14 protein-coding genes are annotated in these 20,486 nt (G+C 44.6%); 6 read left to right on the top strand and 8 right to left on the bottom strand.

Annotation, left to right across the window (positions count from 1 at the left end; all coding sequences use genetic code 11):
• Positions 1-15: 15 nt before the first annotated feature.
• From infB to H6629_16415, 5 genes are all read right to left on the bottom strand, one after another.
• Positions 16-2,982, bottom strand: a complete 2,967-nt coding sequence (infB, locus tag H6629_16435; GenBank protein MCB9069381.1) for a translation initiation factor IF-2 — start codon at positions 2,980-2,982, stop codon at positions 16-18.
• Complete coding sequence (locus tag H6629_16430) at positions 2,982-3,314, bottom strand: ribosomal L7Ae/L30e/S12e/Gadd45 family protein (protein ID MCB9069380.1); 333 nt, start codon at positions 3,312-3,314, stop codon at positions 2,982-2,984. Before H6629_16430 ends, infB begins: the two co-directional genes overlap by 1 nt.
• Positions 3,315-4,598 carry a transcription termination factor NusA gene (gene nusA, locus H6629_16425; protein ID MCB9069379.1) on the bottom strand — a complete coding sequence of 428 codons (1,284 nt, stop codon included), beginning with the start codon at positions 4,596-4,598 and terminating at the stop codon, positions 3,315-3,317. It lies immediately after the preceding gene.
• Positions 4,599-4,623: 25 nt separating this feature from the next.
• Entirely contained in the window at positions 4,624-5,076 is a 453-nt protein-coding gene (locus H6629_16420; protein ID MCB9069378.1) for a ribosome maturation factor RimP, read from the bottom strand.
• A 269-nt stretch (positions 5,077-5,345) separates the two neighbouring features.
• Complete coding sequence (locus H6629_16415) at positions 5,346-5,642, bottom strand: hypothetical protein (GenBank protein MCB9069377.1); 297 nt, start codon at positions 5,640-5,642, stop codon at positions 5,346-5,348.
• 353 nt (positions 5,643-5,995) lie between these two features.
• Here H6629_16415 and H6629_16410 point away from each other — a divergent pair, with 353 nt between their 5' ends.
• The 4 genes from H6629_16410 to odhB all read left to right on the top strand — a co-directional run bounded on the left by H6629_16410 (position 5,996) and on the right by odhB (position 12,320).
• A complete protein-coding gene (locus H6629_16410; GenBank protein MCB9069376.1) occupies positions 5,996-6,715 on the top strand; it encodes an SDR family oxidoreductase in 720 nt (239 codons plus the stop codon).
• Between the two features lie 129 nt (positions 6,716-6,844).
• On the top strand, positions 6,845-7,642 hold the full coding sequence (locus tag H6629_16405) for a tyrosine protein phosphatase (GenBank protein MCB9069375.1): 798 nt from the start codon (positions 6,845-6,847) through the stop codon (positions 7,640-7,642).
• 318 nt (positions 7,643-7,960) lie between these two features.
• Positions 7,961-10,717 carry a 2-oxoglutarate dehydrogenase E1 component gene (locus H6629_16400; protein MCB9069374.1) on the top strand — a complete coding sequence of 919 codons (2,757 nt, stop codon included), beginning with the start codon at positions 7,961-7,963 and terminating at the stop codon, positions 10,715-10,717.
• Between the two features lie 16 nt (positions 10,718-10,733).
• A complete protein-coding gene (gene odhB, locus H6629_16395; protein ID MCB9069373.1) occupies positions 10,734-12,320 on the top strand; it encodes a 2-oxoglutarate dehydrogenase complex dihydrolipoyllysine-residue succinyltransferase in 1,587 nt (528 codons plus the stop codon).
• Positions 12,321-12,399: 79 nt separating this feature from the next.
• Here the strand turns inward: odhB and recN are convergent, their stop codons facing one another.
• Positions 12,400-14,106, bottom strand: coding sequence for a DNA repair protein RecN (gene recN, locus H6629_16390; GenBank protein MCB9069372.1), 1,707 nt, complete (start codon positions 14,104-14,106; stop codon positions 12,400-12,402).
• A 233-nt stretch (positions 14,107-14,339) separates the two neighbouring features.
• Here recN and mvaD point away from each other — a divergent pair, with 233 nt between their 5' ends.
• Positions 14,340-15,320 (top strand): diphosphomevalonate decarboxylase, encoded by a 981-nt coding sequence (gene mvaD, locus H6629_16385; GenBank protein ID MCB9069371.1) that lies wholly within the window; start codon positions 14,340-14,342, stop codon positions 15,318-15,320.
• On the opposite strand, the gene H6629_16380 is transcribed toward mvaD, so the two are convergent.
• Together H6629_16380 and H6629_16375 are read right to left on the bottom strand one after the other, a co-directional pair.
• Positions 15,321-17,180, bottom strand: coding sequence for a tetratricopeptide repeat protein (locus H6629_16380; GenBank protein MCB9069370.1), 1,860 nt, complete (start codon positions 17,178-17,180; stop codon positions 15,321-15,323).
• A gap of 368 nt (positions 17,181-17,548) precedes the next feature.
• Positions 17,549-18,868, bottom strand: coding sequence for an adenosylhomocysteinase (locus tag H6629_16375; GenBank protein ID MCB9069369.1), 1,320 nt, complete (start codon positions 18,866-18,868; stop codon positions 17,549-17,551).
• A gap of 327 nt (positions 18,869-19,195) precedes the next feature.
• On the opposite strand from H6629_16375, the gene H6629_16370 reads away from it, so the two are divergent.
• Entirely contained in the window at positions 19,196-20,476 is a 1,281-nt protein-coding gene (locus tag H6629_16370; protein MCB9069368.1) for a glucose-1-phosphate adenylyltransferase, read from the top strand.
• Positions 20,477-20,486: the final 10 nt, after the last annotated feature.

Genomic DNA, 20,486 nt, shown 5'->3' with positions numbered 1-20,486 from the left:
TCAATTCACGACAAATTATCGCAGTGTTTGTGCTTCCATTACAATTTCATACGCTTCAATAATATCGCCCGTCTTGATATCGTTGAATCCGACAACGCTCATCCCGCATTCATATCCGGTTTGCACTTCGCGAACATCATCTTTAAACCGTTTGAGGGATTCCAGTTTGCCATCGAAAAGTTCAACATCGTTTCGCACAACTCGCACCCGTGAATTTCTGGTGATTTTACCGCTTAGCACATAACACCCTGCAATGGTTCCAATCCGGGATATTTTGAAGATTTCCCGAACTTCTGCCTGCCCTTGAACAACTTCCCGTTCGACCGGCTCCAACAATCCTTCCAGTGCTTTTTCGACATCTTCGATGGCGTCGTAAATCACTTTATATTGACGGATATCGACTTTTTCGCGATCAGCAAGGTCTTTCGCCGAAACCGTTGGTCGCACATGGAAACCGATGATAATTGCTTGCGATGCAGCTGCTAAAATGACATCCGATTCTGTAATTGGTCCGACAGCGCGGCGAATCACATGAACTTCCACATCTTTTGTGGACAGTTTTTGCAGTGAGTCTGTGAGTGCCTGTGTTGAGCCATCCACATCGGCTTTTACCAACAATTTCAATTCTTTGACATCGCCGGTTTTGATTTGTTTCGACAATTCGTCTAACGTCAGTAGTTTAACCTGACGGAAATCCTGTTCCCGTTTCAACTGTTGGCGGCGACTGGAAATCTCGCGAGCCTGGCGCTCTTCGTCGAGAACAACAAACCTGTCGCCAGCTTCAGGCATGCCATCGATACCCAAAATCTGCACGGGCGTTGATGGTCCGGCTTCCGGTGTGCGTTTTCCCCATTCGTTAATCATTGCCCGAACGCGTCCCCAATGCTGCCCGATAATAAAGGTTTGTCCAACTTGCAGCGTGCCTTCTTCAACCATCACTGTTGCAACGGGGCCTTTTCCTCTATCCAATTGTGCTTCCAGTACAACACCTTTGGCACGTTTTTTCGGGTTAGCTTTGAGATCGAGCAACTCCGCTTCCAGCAAAATTCGGTCGAGCAATTCCGGAACACCTTTTCCGGATTTTGCAGAAACTTCCACACATCCGTATTGACCACCCCAATCTTCAACCAGCACATTGCGATCAGCCAATTGTTTCCGGATTGCCTCGGGGTTGGCATTTGGTTTGTCTACTTTATTGAGGGCGATAACAATTGCGACACCTGCCGCTTTCGCGTGATCCAGTGCTTCCTCTGTTTGCGGCATCACCCGATCATCCGATGCAATAACCAGCACAACAATATCGGTAACCTGCGCACCTCTGGCGCGCATTGCAGTAAACGCTTCGTGACCCGGTGTATCGAGGAAGGTAACTTTACGGCCATCGTCCAGTTTCACTTCGTACGCGCCGATGTGCTGCGTAATGCCACCGGACTCGCCACCAACAACATTCGTTTTGCGAATATAGTCCAGAAGTGACGTTTTACCGTGGTCTACGTGTCCCATAATGGTTACAACAGGTGCACGCGGCTCCTGATCTTCTGGCTGATCTTCCTCGTCAGATTCATCTTCGATATAGTCAGAACCAAATTCCTCTTCTTCCTCGATATCGTATCCAAATTCTTCTGCGAGCAACCGGATGGTATCCATATCCAAACGCTGGTTGATCGTTACAACCAGTCCAATTTCCAGACATTTCCGGATAACATCTGCAACAGGTGTATCGAGCAGGTTTGCAAGATCCTGTGTTGTAATAAATTCCGACACTTTAATTTTTGGAATTTCAATTCCTTCTTCATCGAGTTCTGCGCGTACTTTTTTGCGTTTTTTTCTTCCGGTTCCGGAATCGCGCATTTCGGCGAGTGTTTTGCGTAATGTAGAATCAACTTCCTGCTGATTAACTTCGGCTTTTTTCTTTTTGCGGCGTTTCCGACGACCTTCTTTTAGGGGTTCTTCAACCTCCTCTTCAGATGAAGGAATTTCGGTACGCAGTGTTTTGCGTTCTTTTCGCAACATCTCGAACGCTTTTTTTCGACGCGCCTCTTTTTCTTCTACAGTATCGCGGTCTTTTTTCTTCTCTTTTTTCTTCTTTGGCTTGCCCGTTGATTCATCAATTTCTTCAACAGGAATCACATTGCCATCTTTATCAAGCGCAGCTTCTTTTTCTACAAGATCATCATCTGTGCGTTGTTTTTTGCGCTGTTTTTCTTCTTTTTCCGGAGCGCTTTTAATTCGCTGAAGCGCATTAATTTGGCGTTGACGTTTTTCATCCTCAAGCTTCCGCTGGCGTTCCATGTAAATTTTTGCCATTGGATGATCAATAATATCACCAACTTGCGGCTTTTCATCTTCTACTTCTTCTTCCGAATCAACATCGTCTTCCACATCTTCGTCATCATCATATTCTTCGTCGTCCAAATCGTCTTCAACATCATCATATTCTTCTTCAAAATCATCGTTTTCTTCGTCGAGCTCGGGTTCATCCGTAACCGTTTCGAGATCCACATCTTCATCGTCAAAATCGTCATCCTGCTCAACGGTTTCATCTGCTTCCTCAACAGCTTCACCCGGCTCAGATGGCTGATCGATTTCATCCGAAATACTGGAGTGTTCGTCAATAACTTCATCTGTTTCTACAACTTCCGCAACATCCACACTAACGGCAGCTTCCTGCTCCAACTCAGGTTCTTCAGTTTTGGCTGGCTCTGTTTGTGAAATTGTTTCATCTTCTTCAAGTTTTGTATCGATCGAATCGGACTGATCATCCCGATGACGTTCTTCTCGACGCCGATGAATCTTATCAGCTTCTTTTTTCTCACGGGAAAAACGCGACAGGACCAATTCATACACATCCTCTTCGAGGCGCATGTTCAATCCGGTTACTTCAATTCCTTTTTTTTCGAGAAATTCCTTGATGGTCTCTTTTCCAAGATTAAGTTCTTTGGCAACTTGAAAAAGTTTTTTCTTGTTGGTACCGCCTGCCATCAGCTCTCCTGTTTTAACGTACTCATAAATCCGTCAGCCAACCCGCCCCGACTCATTCCTACCACTTTGTAACCTGTTGAATCTACCAATTTTACGCCATTTTTTTGTGGCTTGGCAGAATACACAGGTATTCCTTGCTTGCGGGCCAAGTGATGTATTTTTTCCTTTGTGTGCTCTGCGAGTTCATTGTCAATCACTATAAATACAATCGTATTTCGACTAACTCCCCGGCGAACACCCTCGTAACCACATATCAACTGCCGGGATTTTTTTGCAAATCCCAACAGCGTTATTAACTTCTCTTTTAGCTCTATCTGCTGAATTTTTGCCATTTAAATATTCAACTGCCCCAAAATTCTCTGGGCTGTTTTTTGACCGATTCCCGGAATTTCCATCAATCCTTGCAAGCCGAGCCCTTTTAATTCCTCGGCGGTGTTGATGCCTGCTTCGCGGAGACGATCCACCACGGCTGCGCTCAATCCCGGTAAATCTTCGATATCCATTTCGGTTTCTTCGCTCATTGTGCTTTCGTAGAATTCGGATTCTTTAATCAATTCGATATTCACTCCGGTCAATTGCTGCGCCAATTCGCGGTTTGCTTCACCGCGTCCAAGCGCCAAACCCATATCTTTATCCGGAATAATGGCAACGCCAAGATTTTCCTCGCGATTGTAGATCACCCGTATCGGCTTTGCCGGCGTCATTGCACGATTGATAAAAATTTCCGGTTCCGACGAAAAAGGAATCACGTCTATTTTTTCGCCGTTGAGTTCGCGAACAACGGATTGAATCCGCACACCGCGCATCCCGACGCATGCGCCAACCGGATCGATGCGTTTATCAATGGACTCAACCGCAATTTTTGATCGCTCACCTGGGCGGCGAGCAACTTTTTTGATTTCAACAATACCGTCAAAAATTTCGGGTACTTCGATTTCGAACAACCGGATTAAAAACTGGGTGTCTGCACGGGAAACGATAATTTCCGGGCGATGTCCGCGTTTCCGCCGCTTTGGCGACAAATCTTCTTCGTTTTCAACCAGCATAATATCCGGTTTGTTAACTTCTTTGATGAGTGCACGCACACTGTCTCCGCGTCGTAAACGCTCGTTGGGAATGGATTCGGAGCGCGGCATAAACATTTCAGTGCGATCAACTACAATAAATAAACCGCCACGGGTTTCCTGATGCACATCCCCGATAACGATCTCACCAACTCGAGATTTGTATTCGTCGTACACTTTTTCTTTTTCATATTCACGAAGGCGTTGCAGCAATGTTTGTTTGGCGATATTAATCAACCGGCGTCCGAATTTTTCCGGATTTACCACCTCTGCAAAAAGCTCACCTTCTTCCACTTCGGGATCAACTTTCAGAGCATCTTCCAGTGAAATTTGATAATCCGGATCGGTGACTTCATTCACCACTTCTTTTTCAACATAAATTTCCATGTCACCGCGATCAATGTTGACAATAACGTCAAAATCGGCTTCTTCGCCGTATTTGCGCTTCATCAACGTCATAAAAATATCTTCGAGAATGTCGCGTAAATCTTCCCGGTCGATACGTTTTTCGCGGGCTATTTCCGCTGCTGCTGCAACAATTTCACTTTTCATAAAGCCAGTTTAACCTCCGAACTTGTTACCATTTTATCTGAACCCTTGCCTTTAAAATGGCATTTAATGGTATCTGCATTGATTCTTTTTTATAAACAAGCGTGATGGTATCTGTTGTCACTTCTGTTAATTTCCCATTGAAACTTACCGGTTCATCGCCGTTTTGATAGCTGACAGACAAATTTCGCCCGATATTCTTTTCGTATTCCCACTGCATTTTCAAATCCCGATCAATTCCGGGTGAAGACACTTCCAGTCGATAGCCGCCGTCGATAACATCGTTTACATCGAGAATTTCATTGATTTCGCGTGTCAAGCGTGTAATCTGGTCCAGCGATATACCGCTTTTCGTATCTGCAAAAACAGACAATACCTGCGAGCCCTTGTTTCCTCGCAAATCGATATCCACCAGATAAATATTCATCTGATCGAACACCGGCTCGATCAAATCGCGAATTTTTTCCAATAAATGGTCCATGCTTTTTGCCGTGTTAATTTGGAAGTCGTTGAGGGCGATAATCCAAAAACCGACGGTTCCATATAATAAAAAAGTGGGTTTCGCAACCCACTTACGTGAAAGCATGAGAATATAACTTTCGGTCAATTCGAATGCAAGAAAAATATATGATTTAGGTGCTGTTCACGGCGATAAAAGGAAGGCTTGGAAAGCGTTAAACAATACGCAATTTCCAATGATATCGTTGCCTGATACGGGCTTCCAAAACAAACAAACGGAAGCCCGAAGAATCAGGCGAGTTTGGTTTTCAGGTAGTGATAACGGCGCAATTCGTCCGGGCTCATGGATAGTACAAATGCGATCTCCCGGGTAGTGTAAACCGGTTGATCCGCAGGGTAGGCATCCTCTTTTTTTAACGCGGGATTGATAAACCACAGTTCACTATTTAAAATATTGCTGTATAGCCGAACTTCATCGCGATCGCCTTGCAGCAGCTCATACAATTTAACCAGCATATCCGGGTCGTCGGTTTTTGCTGTTTTACGACTGCGGCGACGGACGGTTGTTTTACTCTGTGTTGCTAACATTTTTAACCTCCAAAAATTCTTAAGTGAATTAATGTTCACCACTATTATACAACCCGGAAACAGAGATGTCAAGATTTATTTTGATTTTTAGGTTATTTTTGTTCACTATATCAATTTCTAACATACTTGGAATTATGGAAGCTGAGTATTATTTTTAACCGCAAATGAAAGCAGGTGAAATGAACGACACACATTTGCAAACCTTCCGATCTGATATAGTTTCCAATTTACATTCAATAGATCTGCAATTGTTCAACGGCAGTATGCGTTGCATTTTCGAAATGCATGCTTTGGCAGAACTTTTTTATCCGGCATCAATTTAATGATCAACGAAAATCAAAACAGGAGATAAAATGTCACAACCAAAAGTTGTATTAATAACCGGTGCTAGTCGTGGAATTGGCAAAGCGATCGCCATCAAATTTGCTGAACATGGTTACCAAACCGTGATTACCGGTCGCAATGTGGATTTGTTGAAAGAGACCGCGTCAAAAATTGAGTCGGTTGGGAAATTACCGGCGAAAGTTATCGCCGCGGAGCTGCGCGATACGCACGATATCAGCCGTTTGATTGGCGGTACACTCCAGCAATTTGGAAAAATTGACGTGCTCATCAACAATGCCGGTGTTCTACATATCAAGCCGTTTCTGGAAATCACATCCGATGAACTTACCGAAATGATCGACACGAATTTTATGGCGGTATTTCAATTGACCCAGCGAATTGTTCCGGAAATGCTCAAACAAAAAAGCGGCACTATTGTAAATATTGCGTCGTTGGCAGGAAAATACGGTTTTCAGGGTGGCAGCGGATATGCGGCAACCAAATTTGCGTTGCGCGGCTTTGCCCAATCGCTCATGCTCGAGCTGCGTCCGCATGATATTCGCGTGCTTTCGGTTTTCCCTGGATCGGTGAATACGGATATGCTGGACGATAATCCCATCGCCACCAACGCGAAAACGGCATTGGCGCCGGAAGATGTTGCCCACGCTGTTTTTGCTGTTGTATCCGCAGATTCGCGTGCGACAATCAGCGAATTGGACATCCGCCCGAGCAACCCCAAAAAAGGCTGATTTTCGGGCAACAGAACGAAATCAGTTTGGAACAAAAGTTGATTTAAGATGATTCTTTTTTCAACTTTCGGCTTATATTTGTTGGCTATTTCACGATGATAGTTGTAACAATCAGGAAAAATTGAAACGATGATCGACATTCACAACCATATTATTTTCAAATTTGACGACGGCCCCAAATCGTTGAGCGAGTCTTTGGAAATGCTGCGCATTGCTGCAGATCAGGGAATTACGGATGTATTCGCAACATCCCATTTTAACGAAATTATTGATGCTGAAATGGAGCGGGTATATTTCGAGCGGCTGGAAATTTTGCGCAAAGAATGCCGGGAACACAAAATCAACATCCGGTTGCATTCCGGCTCGGAAATGTTTTTTCATCATTTTATCCACGAGACAGTAAAAAAAACCAGGGTCGCCACCCTTTGCGAACAGGGCAAATACATATTGATGGAATTCCCGCTGTATTTGATGCCAACCGGTGTGGAAGATGCCCTTTACCGGTTAACAATGGATGGTTTTATTCCTATAATTGCGCATCCGGAGCGCTATTCTGCGTTACATAGCCGTCCTGAAAAGCTGATTAATTTTGTAAAATATGGCGGTTTGCTGCAGGTTAATGCCGGCAGTATTCTCGGCGATTTCGGGAAAACCACCCAAAAAATTGCGCTGTGGTTGCTGGAAAGCAAATTGGTGCATTTTATCGGATCAGATGCACACGGACCGAATGGCAGAACCTTCAAACTTCAAAAAGCTGCAACGGAATTGAAAGAATCGTTGGATCAATCATATATTGATGATCTGGTGACCAACAATCCCCGGAAAATTATTGATCACATTTCGCTGGAACCGATGCCTGTTCCGGAATCTCCCCAAAAGCCGCGCGGATTTGTTCAGCGGTTCCGCGACAAACTGAAATTTCTCTAAAAAGCACTTCGAAAAACATTGAAAAATATCAAAGTTTTTTATTCACCTATCGATTTTACCAAACCGGATCATGTAGTATCCGGTTTTTCCATTTCATCCCAAAATATTAAATCAACCGTAAATTGAACCGACGTAAGTTCACATTGGCAATTGACTTTGGTAACACAAATTTTTAAGTTTGGTAACTAATTTTTTGAGCAATAGAAGAGAGTAAACGAGGGCAAAAGCTGTTTATTCGGCAAAAAGTTATTCGATCGCAGAGAAAAGAATTTTTTCTCACCCTCCGGCAATCAACAATAAATTCGGCAAGGTTTCGCAATGGAAAAATGGTCGTATCTGAGCAATGCGCACCCGGAATATATAGAATCGCTGTTCCGCAGCTATAAAGATAATCCGGAAAACGTAGACGCCGGTTGGCGCAAGTTTTTTGAAGGATTTGAACTGGCACAAGCCTGGAATGGCAACGGACAAGTCATTGCGGAAAGTGATGTCGAACGGCGCAAAGAAGTTAACGTGCTCAACCTCATCAACGCGTACCGGACACGCGGGCATTTGTTCACCAAAACCAACCCCGTTCGCGAACGCAGGCATTACCAACCCACTTTGGATATCGAAAATTTTGGGCTCACCGAAGAAGATCTCGATTCAACATTCGAAGCAGGTGTGGATGTTGGCATCGGTCCGGCAAAACTCCGGGATATTATCGCCCATCTGAAAGAAACCTACTGCCGATCGATTGGCGCAGAATTCATGTTTATCCGCACGCCGGAACGGGTGGAATGGCTGAAACAGCGCATGGAATCGACCCGGAACCGTCCCAAATTTTCGCTCGAAGAAAAACAGCATATTCTGCGGCGACTCAGCGAAGCCGTTGTGTTTGAAAATTTCCTGCATTCCAAATATGTCGGGCAAAAGCGATTTGCGCTTTCAGGGGGCGAAACGCTGATTCCGGCACTCGATGCCATTATCGAAAAAGGATCGCAACTGGGCGTAAAAGAATTTGTGCTCGGCATGGCGCACCGTGGCAGATTGAACGTATTGGCAAATATTTTGCGCAAATCCTATAAAGATATTTTTATGGAATTTGAAGGCGCTGCATACGAAGAAGCCATTTTTGAAGGCGATGTAAAATATCACCTCGGGTTTTCGAGTAACATCACCACTGCCGGCGGACGGGATGTGCACCTCAGTTTGGTCGCCAACCCCTCGCACCTCGAGGCAGTCAGCCCGGTTGTGGAAGGCGTTGTGAAAGCCAAACTGGACATTCGCTATAATAATGATGCCAAACAAATTGTCCCGATTTTAATTCACGGCGATGCTGCCGTTGCCGCGCAGGGTGTAGTGTACGAAGTCATTCAAATGTCGCTGCTGGAAGGTTACAAAACCGGCGGAACAATCCATTTGGTAATCAATAATCAAATCGGATTTACCACAAATTATCTCGACGGGCGCTCCAGCACTTACTGCACAGATGTCGCAAAAACCACGCTTTCACCCGTTTTTCACGTAAACGGCGATGATGTGGAAGCCGTTGTGCTGGCCATTGTGATGGCGATGGAATATCGCCAAAAATTTCACACCGATGTATTCATCGATATTTTGGGTTACCGCCGATACGGGCACAACGAGTCCGACGAACCGAGATTTACTCAACCAAAACTATACAAAGCAATCGCTAAACATGACGATCCGCGCAAAATTTACGAAAAGCAATTGATCGAGGAAGCCAGCATCAGCAAAGGGCTGGCAAAAGAGCTGGAAAAGGATTTTCAGGAGTTGCTGCAGCACCGGCTGAACATGGCCAAAGAAAGCGCAATGGCAGCCACGATTTCAAAATTCAAAGCAGATTGGACCGGTTTTCGGCGACCGGCGCACAAAGATTTTGACGAATCGCCGGTTACCGGTGTCGACGAAAAATCGCTGATTGAATTGGGGAAGAACCTGTTCACCATTCCGGAAGATTTTCCGGTATTCACAAAAATCCGCAAATTATACAAAGACCGGCTGGATACGTTCAACAGCGGTAAAAATTTTGACTGGGCGATTGGCGAAGCGTTGGCTTACGCCACATTGCTCGATGAGGGCGTGCCCATCCGCATCAGCGGACAGGATTGCGAACGCGGCACATTTTCCCACCGCCACGCGGTGCTGAATTCGGAAGAAACCGAAGAAGAATTTACTCCGTTGAACAATCTCAACGGCAACCAGGCCAAACTCCAGATTTACAATTCGCTGCTCTCCGAATACGCTGTGTTGGGTTTCGAATACGGTTATTCACTCTCCAATCCGCGCGGATTAACCATTTGGGAAGCACAATTTGGCGATTTTGTGAACGGTGCCCAGATTATTCTCGATCAGTTTATCAGCGCATCCGAAACCAAATGGCTGCGATACACCGGTTTGGTGCTCTATTTGCCGCACGGTTACGAAGGTCAGGGACCGGAGCATTCTTCCGCCCGCATCGAACGATTTTTGAGCCTGTGCGCACAGGATAACATGATTATTGCCAACTGCACAACTCCCGCAAGTTTGTTCCATATTTTGCGCCGCCACATGAAATATCCGTTCCGAATTCCGCTGGTTTTGTTCACTCCCAAAAGCCTGTTGCGGTTTAGCGGCTGCGTTAGTGAATTATCCGATTTTACCGGCGAAAAACGATTCCGGGAAATCATCGAAGATGATTATGTCACTCCCAAATCCGTGAAACGCGTACTACTGTGCAGCGGAAAAGTATATTACGATCTGTTGGAAAAGCAGCAATCTGAGAAACGTAAAGACGTTGCTATTTTGCGATTGGAACAACTCTATCCGACGCCATTAGGTCAATTGCAGGATATTGTCAAAAACTTCCCGGCGATGAAAGAGTTGGTTTGGGTTCAGGAAGAGCCGGAAAATATGGGCGCATGGCCATACATTGTTCGCGAATACGACGGCAGCGATATCAAACTGGTTTCCCGCGAGGCCAGCGCATCGCCGGCAACCGGCTTCAACAAACAGCATCAGAAAGAACAGGCTGCCATCGTCGAAAAAGCATTTGGAAAATTTGAGAAAAATCAAAGAAAAATAACTGTTTAGCCGCAAGGGGTTCTCTATGAAACAAGATGTGAAAGTGCCGGCAGTGGGCGAATCGATCAGCGAAGTTACCATTGCCCAGTGGTTGAAAAAAGATGGCGATATCGTGGAAGCGGATGATCTCATTTGCGAGATCGAATCCGACAAAGCATCTTTTGAGATACCTGCAGAATCCGGCGGCGTTTTGAAAATTCTCGCCGGCGAAGGCGACACCATCGAAATCGGGGCGAAAATTGCTGAAATCGATACGGACGGCGCGGCGGGAAACAACAAACCTGCACCCGAATCGAAAGAAACGGCTGAATCCAAACCGGCGCAATCGAGTGAACAATCATCGCAAAAACCCGAATCCGAATTGGCATCAACCGAATCTTTTACAGTTGTTGTTCCGACAGTTGGTGAATCGATCAGCGAAGTCACCATTGCTCAATGGTTAAAACCGGACGGTGCCCAAATTGAAGTGGACGATTTGATTTGCGAAATTGAATCCGACAAAGCCTCATTCGAAATTCCGGCTGAAGCTTCGGGCACACTGAAACATCTGGTGAACGAAGGTGATACAGTGGAAATCGGTGCGGCGATCGCAGAAATCGGCGGTTCCGGCAGCAAATCATCCGATGCGAGACCGGCTCAAAAAGCGCCGGAATCCACAGCCGAATCCAGCAACGGTGCAACCGGCGACGACCGGAAAGTGAAAATTTCGCCGGTTGCAGCAAATATGCTCAACGAAGCGGGCATCTCTCCGCAAACCGTTACCGGCAGCGGTCCCGGTGGAAAAATCACCAAAGAAGATGCCAAAAAAGCACTCGACAAACCGCAACAACCGGCGGCTCAACCGGAAGCGAAACCGCAACCTTCGGCAGCGAAATCGACAGAATCCGTTGAAAAATCAGGTGATTCCGGTGATCGCGGCGAACGGCGCGAACGCATGTCCACGTTGCGGCGAACGATTTCCAAACGGTTGGTTGCATCCAAAAATGAAACCGCTATGTTGACCACTTTCAACGAAGCAGATATGTCTGCAATTATGGACATTCGCAAAAAATACAAAGAAGTATTTAAGGAAAAGCATGAAATCGGGCTCGGTTTTATGTCCTTTTTCAGCAAAGCTGTGTGCCTGGCGTTGCGGGATTGGCCGTCTGTAAATGCGATGATCGATGGCGACCACATTATTTATCACGATTTTGTGGATATCTCGATCGCCGTTTCCACGCCGCGCGGGCTGGTTGTGCCGGTAATCCGCAACGCGGAAAGCATGAGCCTCGCGGATATCGAACGAGAAGTTGTCAAATTGGCAACCCGCGCCCGTGACAACAAACTGACCATTGAAGAAATGACCGGCGGAACATTTACCATCACCAACGGCGGTGTTTTCGGGTCGTTGATGTCAACACCGATCATCAATATTCCGCAATCGGCTATTTTGGGAATGCATAAAATTCAGGAACGCCCGATGGTGATCGACGGGCAAATTGTCGCACGCCCGATGATGTATCTGGCGCTTTCTTACGATCACAGAATTATTGACGGTCGCGAATCGGTGAGCTTTTTGGTGCGCGTGAAAGAGTTGCTGGAAGATCCAGCGCGAATGTTGCTCGAAATCTAAACTATTGATTTATAAAACTTAAAGCCCGCAGAAAAAATATTGCGGGCTTTTTTTATTGGCAAAATATGGTGTTGTGAAATCAGTTTTGGCGTCCTTCGGCGATGAGCTGCCGGGCGCTTTCGATAACGGTATCAGTGATTGTGTTTCCGGCGATCAACCGGGCAACGGCTTCCACTTTGCCGGATTCGTCCAGAGGTAAAATTTGGGTATAGGTTCGCCCATCGGATACAAATTTTTCAACCGAGAAATGGGAATTTCCCTGCGCCGCAATTTGCGGTAAATGTGTGATGCACAAAATTTGATGACTTTTTGCCAAATTAGCAATGCTCCTGCCGACGGATTGGGCAACTCTGCCGGAAACACCGGTATCGATCTCGTCAAAAATGAGGCTGGGAATTTCATCTGTTTCTGCCAGAATGGTTTTCAGCGCCAGCATAATTCGCGACATTTCGCCACCGGATGCGATTTTCATCAACGGCTTAAATTCCTCTCCGGGGTTCGGCGAGATAAAAAACTCAATTTGATCAACCCCAAATTCATCAGCAAAAAAGTGTTGCTCTTTTTCGCGAAACAAGCCATTTTTGTCCGGCGTTTTGGAAATGGACACCTGAAAACGCATGGCGGTCATCCCCAAAACGGTCAATTGCTCTGCCACACGTTTTTCCATTACGGCGGCAATTGTCGTTCGTTTTTCGGATAAATGTTGCGCCGCGTTACAATATTCACTCACCGCCTGCTGATATTCTTTTTCCAGCTTTCGTATTTCCAACTCAAAATTACCCTGCAAATTCAACGCATCTTCCAATTCTTTTTGGTAATCCAGAATTTCCTGAATTGAATTGCCATATTTTTTCTTCAATTTGCTGATCAAATCCAACCGGGATTCCACTTCCTCCAATCGTTGCGGATCGAACTCCAGTTTGTTCTGGAATTCCTCAATACTGCGGGCGGTTTCATCGAGCACGATTCTCGCTGATTTAAACTCTTCGAATAAACGTTGCAATTCTGTGGCATAGCGACTCAATTCTGCCAAATGGTTTTCCGCCTGACCAACGCCATCCAGCAAATTGACGTTTTCACCGGAAAACAAATCGCTCAATTGTGCGGATAATTCATTCAATTTTTCCACATTGCTCAACAAACGTCGCTCATCTTCCAGCGCTTCCTCTTCTCCCGCTACGAGGTTCGATTTCCGGATTTCATTAAACTGAAACTCATACAATTCCCGTTTTTCATTCAACTCTTTTTGGCGGGATTGCAGCGATTTTAGCTTTTTTTCAGCTTCCCGAACTTGAAAATATTTGGTTTCAACATTTTGCAAATCCGGCGCAAGCTGACCCAACGCATCGAGAAACTGACGATGCGTTTCTTTTCGAAGCAAGCTCTGGTGCTCATGTTGCCCGTGGATATCCATCAAAAAATTGCCGATTTCAGCCAACGTTGCAACGGTTACGGCGCTGTCATTCACGAACGCGCGGGAACTGCTTTTTTGGGAAATTTCCCGGCGAATGACCAGCTCCTCCCCCGCTTCCAGTCCGCGTTCATCCAAAAACATGCGCAATTTTGGCAGTTTTGAAATATCGTAAATGGCTTCCACCTGCGCTTTTTCAAATCCGGTGCGGATCACTTCTGTATAAGCGCGCCCTCCCAAAACCGCGGCAATCGCACCCACCAAAATTGATTTTCCGGCACCGGTTTCCCCGGTAAGTATATTCAAATTGGGTTGAAATTCGATTGAAAGATTTTCAGCCAATGCCCAGTTGCGAATCTGTAACTGCTTCAACATGTCAAATTCTTCTAACCATTTCTAAAGGTTGTTTAAAAACTGTATTTATGTTCACTCATTTTCATGCAAAATATAATACAAACGACGGGTTACTTTCAAGAAGATATTGTGAGAGAAGGGTTTAAATTAATATATTTTGTGTGCAAATTATTCCGCAACTACATTCCGGCGGAATAATTTAGTCCACGATTTCTGTAAAAAATATTCAAAAACAAATAAAAAGTTGAGACAAAATGAAAGCAACAGCAAAAGCCCACGCAAATATAGCGCTCGTTAAATATTGGGGGAAAAGAGATTTACGATTGAATTTACCGGCCGTTGGCTCGATCTCGATGACGCTGGACGCATTGTCGACCAAAACCACGGTTCATTTTTCGCCGGAGTTTGAGCGGGATGAATTGTGGCTCAACGACAAACCGGCAGATGAAAAAGCATCTCGCCGCACCAGCAAATTTCTGGATATTTTTCGTGCGCAATTTGCAGTAAAAACGTTCGCCAGAATTGACAGCAGCAATGATTTTCCAACCGGAGCAGGATTGGCGTCGTCGGCTTCCGGGTTTGCGGCGTTGACCAAAGCTGTATCCGCCGCGCTTAATTTGAGCTTGTCACCAAAAGAACTGACGCAATACGCGAGAATCGGCAGTGGCTCCGCTGCGCGGTCGATTTTTGGTGGATTTGTTGAGATGCACCGTGGCAAACGCAAAGATGGCAGCGATGCTTTTGCCGAGCAGCTGTATCCCGCGGATTATTGGCCGCTGGAAATGCTGATTTTGATCACGTCCGAAGCCCAAAAGCCCATCGGCTCCACCGAGGGAATGAATCTCACCGCGGAAACATCGCCCTATTTTGAAGCCTGGGTTCATTCCTCAATGAACGATATTTCTGAAATGCGCAATGCGTTGCACAAAAAGGATTTCGAAAAATTGGGAATATTAAGCGAATTTAGCTGTTTTAAAATGCATGCGTTGGCAATGTCTGCAAATCCGGCAATTTTATACTGGAATCCGGAAACGGTTCGATTGATTCACGAAATCCGCAAGTTACGAAAGGAAGGGATTCAGGCTTATTTAACGATGGATGCGGGACCACAAGTGAAAGTCATTTGTTTGCCGGAAGATGCCCAGCGACTGGCTGAACATCTTTCAAAAATGGAGGGTGTGCGGCGGGTGTTGCGTTCGCAAATCGGCGGTGATACGCAAATTTGCGATAGTTGATTACATTTTTCGGAGCTGGCGGCGGATCTGGTTCAGCGTTTTTTGTGCCAACGGATCATCCGGATTTACAGTCAATAATTTTTCGTAATATTGTTCGGCTTGCCCTAATCTTCCGAGGCTAAGATAAATTTTTCCAACAACTTCCAGCGCGTCCTGATTCGTTGGGTTTTTATCCAGAATATTCATGTTTTCTTCCAGCACCAACTCAACGATGTTGATATACCGATATTCTTCACCCAATTTAGGATTGGTCGCAAAATAGTCCGGTTCGTGTCGAACAACTTCTTTAAATTCAATCAAAGCCTGGCGATATTTTTTCTGAGATTCGTATAATTTTCCCAATCGCATATGTGCTTGGGCCAAATCCGGTTTTTGATCAATTGCCAGTTTGTAATAATATTCCGAGCTGTCCGGCATCGATAAATTTTCATAGGTTAGGGCAAGGTTATAACTGGCTTCGTAAAATCGTTTATCAAAACTTAAGGCTGTGCGATAGGCACCAACCATTTGCCGCTGGATGGTTTTTTCGTCGCCCACTTCGCGGGAACGCGCACGTAAGCCCTCAAGACCCTGGATAGGTGTGGCTAAATCCGGCTCAGCTGAACTTACTTGCCCGTACTGAACCTCCAGCAATGACCAGAATGCATCAACAATTTCGGCAAGTGCACCACGTCGATAAATTGCATTTCCTAGGTTAAAATACGCAGTTGCAAAGGATGAACGCATTTTAATTGCTTTGCGAAATTCGATAATTGCTTCTTCAAAATAATTGATTGCGTAATAAGCCTCACCCAGTTTGTTGTTCGCGAGATAAAATTCCGGGTCGAGTTGGGTCGCTTTCGTCAATGCAGAAATCGCACGCTTGAACCAACCCCGTTCCATTTCCGCAACACCTAATTGATAGTGTGCCGGCGCATAATTCGGGTTCATCTCAATCGACTGTTCGAGAATCTGAATCCCTTTTTTTAGAGAATCCGATTTTGTGTAAACTGTTCCGAGGTAATAGTAACATCTGTCAAAATCCGGATTGAGTTGCAACGTTTTGTTAAAATATTGCGAGGCAAGTGTGTTGTTTTTCTGAAGATAGGCGATCACGCCTTTCCCAAAATGCGCTTTGTAATATCGGGGATTTTTCTGGATGATTTCATCAAACTGCTGTTGAGCTTTGTCATACCAGCGTGAATTGTAATAAATCACACCCAAATTATATTGCGCATCCAGAAAATTCGGATCTTCCATTAGCGCCCGTTGAAACATACCGGTAACAGCCTCAACCGGCGTTTTTCGGTCAATTTCCAAATAAGCATCGCAGTAATATTCATATGCTTTTATTGAGTTAGTTGGTTTGCTGTTCAGCCATTGCTCTTCGCCGGCTAACAATGGTAACTGCATTATTTCCATGCCTTTACGTATACCAGTAGAAAGATTTGTAAACAAGTTTGATGTCGAACCATCCAAAATTGTTTCGAGAATCGGTGCACCGGTATAAGTACTGATAATCCGGAAATTTATGGTTAGATTGTCGCCGCTTTGTGCAAAATCCCCACCAAATAACACCTCGATTCCGGTGCTTTTTCCAACGGAAAAGGCTGTTTTTGTATCAACATCCTTTGCAGAGCTGATTTTCGATCTGACGAGTATTCGCTCAAGCGTTTCACGCTCATAAACGGATAGCGAGGAAATACCGTTTAATTTATCGTATAAATATTCCTCAATCCCTTTTCCAATCCAACTGTCCGAACCATTAGTATTGTGAAAGGGCAAAATCCCTACGTTACGTTCCTGCTGACCAAATGCCGGCATTGCCCATAAAAGCGTAAACAGAACACAAAGAGCGATACTTTGCAGTCGTAGTTTCATTATTTTTCCTGGTATATACTTCAACATTCTATAGTGCCATTTTATGTTTAAATATAATGCATAATTATTTTCGGCTGATTCAATAGTAAGATTAATACTGTATAAAAAACTGAAATGTTCTGCGAATTATTCCAAAACATTTATTCGCAAATTTTACAATCCGGCAATGGAATAAGAAAAAAATATAGATACGTACGAAGTATATTACAACTATTTAGGTTGAAAAAAGTTTGACCAAATCACATTTTTTCGTTGGGAATTTATACGAAATTGTTGGATCAACGCCAATACAATTTTAGCCGATAAAAAAATGGTTGCCGCAATTTGCAACAACCATTTTTATAAATATTTAATGAAATGAACAAGTGTTAATAGCGATACTCATCCGATTTAAACGGTCCTTCGACCGTAACGCCGATATACTCAGCTTGTTCGGGTGTTAATTCATCCAGTGTTACACCAATTTTTTCGAGATGCAGGCGTGCCACTTTTTCATCCAGATGTTTGGGAAGGGTGTAAACTTTGTTTTCGTAGCGATCTGAATGATTCCACAGCTCGATTTGCGCCAACACCTGATTGGTAAACGAATTGGACATCACAAAAGACGGGTGTCCCATTGCACAACCGAGGTTTACCAATCGACCTTCTGCCAGCAGGATCACATCATGATCGTTAATCGTGTATTTATCAACTTGCGGTTTGATGCTGTTTTTTGTGTGCCCGTAGTGTTTGTTCAGCCATGCGACATCAATTTCATTATCAAAGTGGCCAATATTGCATACGATAGCTTTATCTTTCATTACTTCGAAATGGCGCCCTAAAATCACATCGCAGTTTCCGGTTGCAGTAACGATAATGTCCGCTTCTTTTACTGCTTCATCCATCCGCTTCACTTCGTAGCCTTCCATTGCAGCTTGCAATGCGCAAATCGGATCGATTTCCGTTACGATAACCCGGGCACCAGCGCCTCGCAGCGATTCAGCGGAGCCTTTGCCAACATCACCAAAACCGGCGACGACAGCCACTTTGCCGGCCATCATCACGTCTGTGGCACGCCGGATGGCATCTACCAGCGATTCGCGGCAGCCGTATTTGTTGTCGAATTTCGATTTGGTAACGGAATCATTCACATTAATTGAAGGCAACGGCAGCGTGCCTTTGCGTTCGCGTTCTTTCAAGCGATGCACACCGGTTGTTGTTTCTTCGCTGATACCTTTTACACTGCTAACCAGTTCGGGATATTGATCGAGTACCATGTTGGTCAAATCGCCGCCATCGTCTAAAATCATATTCAACGGTTTGCGATCGGGACCGAAAAACAGGGTTTGCTCAATGCACCAATCAAATTCTTCCGCATTCATGCCTTTCCATGCATAAACAGGGATTCCGGCGGCTGCAATTGCTGCGGCAGCGTGATCTTGCGTTGAAAAAATATTGCATGAAGACCAGGTAACTTCCGCACCCAATGCAACCAGGGTTTCGATGAGAACCGCAGTTTGGATGGTCATGTGCAAACATCCGGCAATTCGCGCGCCTTTCAACGGCTGTTGAGCGCGATATTCTTCCCGGATTGCCATTAAACCGGGCATTTCGGCTTCTGCCAATTCAATTTCTTTACGTCCCCATTCTGCGAGGGATAAGTCCTTTACTCTGAACTTTACATATTCCTTTACAGCTGTGCTTTCCATAATCGATAGTCCTTTGTTGATTAATGTAAAATATTGGATATTTGTTTTATTGTCGGAAACATCTGTTTCTTATCGACAGAATGATAGAAAGTCTAAAATTAATTTTATGATCTTAAATATAGACCGTTGTTTTTGCCGTATCAAATAAAAATATTTTTCACATTTTCTGGTTTGAAATTTGCGCCAGTTGTGTTCCGGAAATGTGAAAATATTTTGCTATCACCATAAATTATCGGAATTTAGCTATTGAAAAAAATGACCTTATTCCGTAGATTGATCACACAATACTATTGATTGTAGCCAATCTAAAGATAAGAGGAACGACCTATGCCAAACAATGTAGTATCGATGATTCTTGCTGGTGGTCAGGGAACCCGGCTTTATCCGCTAACAAAATACCGCTCAAAACCCGCCGTACCAATTGCCGGTAAATTTCGATTAATTGATATTCCGATATCAAATTGTATCCATTCAGGCTATCGGCAAATATATATCTGCACTCAATTTGCCGCAGAATCTCTGCACCGGCATATTTTTATGACATATCGATTTAGCATGTTCACCAAAAATTTTATTACCATTTTATCCGCACAACAAACCCTCGAAAACCGTGACTGGTATCAGGGAACCGCAGACGCTGTTCGCCAAAACCTGACATTTTTAGACAGTTACGGCGATTATGTGCTCATTTTATCGGGTGACCACCTTTACCGGATGGATTACAGCAAATTCGTCAATTACCATATCCAAAAAGGTGCTGACATCTCCATTGGTGTGATTCCGGTAACCCGAGAGCGCGCCAATCAATTGGGCATCATGAAAGTTGACAAAAACTCATCTATCACAACGTTTTACGAGAAACCGAAAGAAGATAGTTTGTTGGATGAACTGGCTGTTCCGGAAGAAGTATTTGCAGAACAGGGTGTTGCATCGCGCGGGAGAACGCATTTGGGTTCGATGGGAATTTATGTGTTTAATCGCAAAGTGCTGCAGGAATTGCTCGAAGGCACATCCTATTCTGATTTTGGCAAAGAAGTTATCCCGTATGCCATTTCTAATAAAAAGGTTTACGCATACTTTTTTGACGGATATTGGGAAGATATCGGAACGATCGGCGCTTTTTTCGATGCACATCTGGATTTAACACGTCCGCTGCCATCGTTTAATTTTTATGACGAAGACGCACCGATTTTCACTCACCCCCGTTTTTTGCCCGGCGCAAAAGTGCTAAATGCAAATACATCAAATGTATTGATGTGTGAGGGAAGTATTATCAATCCGTCAAATATTCACAATTCTATTATCGGGTTGCGAACAATTATCGGGCAAAATTGCAATCTTGATCAGGTAATTACAATGGGTGCTGATTATTATGAAACCGAGGAGCAAAAAGATCAAAATAGAAATTTGGGCACACCAAATGTCGGCGTCGGTGAAAATTCGAATATTACCCGCGCGATTATCGACAAAAACGCCCGTATCGGAAAAAATGTAACTATTTCCAACAAACGCGGTGTGCAGAACGAAGAAGGAAAAAATTATGTAATTCAGGATGGGATTGTCGTGATTCCGAAAAACGCGGTTGTTCCGGATGGAACAGTCATTTGATGCATCTTGC

The organism is Calditrichia bacterium, from assembly GCA_020634975.1.
In the GTDB taxonomy this organism is placed as follows: Bacteria; Calditrichota; Calditrichia; order RBG-13-44-9; family J075; genus JACKAQ01.
The sequence above is the reverse complement of the archived record's forward strand: the minus strand, read 5'-3'. Positions and strand labels throughout refer to the sequence as shown.